The organism is Mesorhizobium sp. M7A.F.Ca.CA.003.01.2.1, assembly GCF_003998945.1.
Classification (GTDB): Bacteria; Pseudomonadota; Alphaproteobacteria; order Rhizobiales; family Rhizobiaceae; genus Mesorhizobium; species Mesorhizobium ciceri.
This window is the reverse complement of sequence record NZ_RZRA01000976.1, coordinates 1-2031: the sequence shown is the minus strand read 5'-3', so window position 1 is coordinate 2031 and position 2031 is coordinate 1. Positions and strand designations below refer to the sequence as shown.

The following is a 2031-nucleotide window of genomic DNA, read 5'->3' as shown; positions in this document are numbered from 1 at the left end:
CTCGACCTCAGCCCCTTCGTCATCCACGACATGACAGTTCCGGCCGACGGTTCCACCGGCCCGCTGGGCTCGCTGATGATGTACAAGTCCGCCGAACTCTCGAACATGACCGTCAAGGTCGCCGACAAGACCGCCTTCTCGATGGACGGGCTTGCCATCGAGATCACGCCGCCGGCGGACGGCAAGGCGATGGAATTCACCGCCACCACGGAAAAATTCAATGCCGACCTGACGCTGGTGGACGATCCCAAGTCCAAGGAAGTCATCAACGCGCTCGGCTACCAGAACATCGCGGGCAATCTCGAAATGGCCGGCACCTGGCAGCCCACGGACGGCAAGATGGAACTGTCGAAATACGACATCTCGGTCGAGAATGCCGGCACGCTCGGCATGACCTTCAATCTCGGCGGCTACACGCTGGACTTCATCAAGTCGCTGCAGGAAATGCAGAAGAAGATGGCGGCACAGCCGGAAGGCGCCGACAATTCGGCGCAAGGCATGGCCATGCTCGGCCTGTTGCAGCAGCTTTCGTTCAACAGCGCCTCGATCCGCTTCGACGACGATTCGCTGACCAACAAGGTTCTGGACTATGTCGGCAAGCAGCAAGGCATGTCCGGCAAGGACATCGCCAACCAGGCCAAGGCGATCGTGCCGTTCGGCATGGCGCAGCTCAACAATCCGGAACTGACTGCGCAGGTTACGGCCGCGGTCAGCAAATTCCTCGACGATCCGAAGAGCCTCGAAATCTCGGCCGAGCCGCCGGCATCCGTGCCGTTCGCGCTGATCATGGCGGGTGCCATGTCCAACCCGCTCGATCTGCCCAAGACGCTCGGTGTCACCGTCAAGGCCAACGAAGACTGATCGAAGCGATCTCGCTATGCGAAAAGCCCGGCAGCGATGCCGGGCTTTTTCTTGGGATTAGCGAATCGAAAGAATCGGTTCGGGCGGTTCTTTAAAGCATCGCCCAAAGCGCGCGATCAGGCGTCCTTCTTGGGCACGGCAACGCGCAGCGCCAGGTCGCGAAGCTGCTGCGGGCTCGCTTCCGAGGGTGCATTCATCAACAGATCATAGGCCTGCTGGTTCATCGGGAACATGGTGATCTCACGCAGGTTCTTGGCGCCGAGCAGCAGCATGACGACGCGGTCGACGCCGGCGGCCATGCCGCCATGCGGCGGTGCGCCATACTGGAAGGCACGATAGAGGCCGCCGAAGCGCTCCTCGACCGTGGCGCGGTCCAGCCCTACCGTCTCGAACGCCTTGACCATGGTTTCGGGCAGATGGTTGCGGATACCGCCTGAGGCGATCTCGAAACCGTTGCAGACCATGTCGTACTGGAACGCCTTGATGCCGAGCAGGTCCTCGCCATTCAGCGCATCGATGCCACCTTGCGGCATCGAGAACGGGTTGTGGGCGAAGTCGATCTTCTTCTCTTCCTCGTTCCACTCGAAGAACGGGAAGTCGACGATCCAGCACAGCTCGAAACGCTCGCGGTCGACAAGGTTCAGCTCCTCGCCGGCACGGGTGCGCGCAGCCCCCGCGAAGGAGACGAACTTCTTCGGGTCGCCGGCAACGAAGAAGGCGGCGTCGCCATCGGCAAGGCCGAGCTGAAGGCGGATCGCCTCGGTGCGCTCCTCGCCGATGTTCTTGGCGAGCGGACCGGCGCCTTCGAGCTTGTCGCCCTCCTTGCGCCAGAAGATATAGCCCAGCCCCGGCTGGCCCTCGCCCTGCGCCCAGGAATTCATGCGGTCGCAGAAGGCGCGGCTGCCGCCGGTCTTGGCGGGAATGCCCCACACTTCGGCCTTCGGGTCGCTGGCCAGGATGTTGGCGAACACCTTGAAGCCGGAATCGCGAAAATGATCGGAGACGGCCTGCATCTCGATCGGGTTGCGCAGGTCCGGCTTGTCGGAGCCGTATTTGCGCATGGCCACATCATAGGGAATGCGCTGGAAATTCTGCGTCACCGGCTTGCCGTTGGCGAAGGTCTCGAAGACCCCGCGCATGACAGGTTCCATGGTCGACAGCACGTCGTCC

2 protein-coding genes are annotated in these 2031 nt (G+C 62.2%); one reads left to right on the top strand and one right to left on the bottom strand.

The features are described 5' to 3' along the window. A partial coding sequence (locus tag EN969_RS28490; protein ID WP_127419600.1) for a hypothetical protein occupies positions 1 to 861 on the top strand: 861 nt, incomplete at its 5' end. A gap of 116 nt (positions 862 to 977) precedes the next feature. Here the strand turns inward: EN969_RS28490 and EN969_RS28485 are convergent. Continuing rightward, positions 978 to 2031 (bottom strand): amino acid--tRNA ligase-related protein (locus EN969_RS28485; RefSeq protein ID WP_348632418.1); only part of this gene is annotated, 1054 nt, incomplete at its 5' end.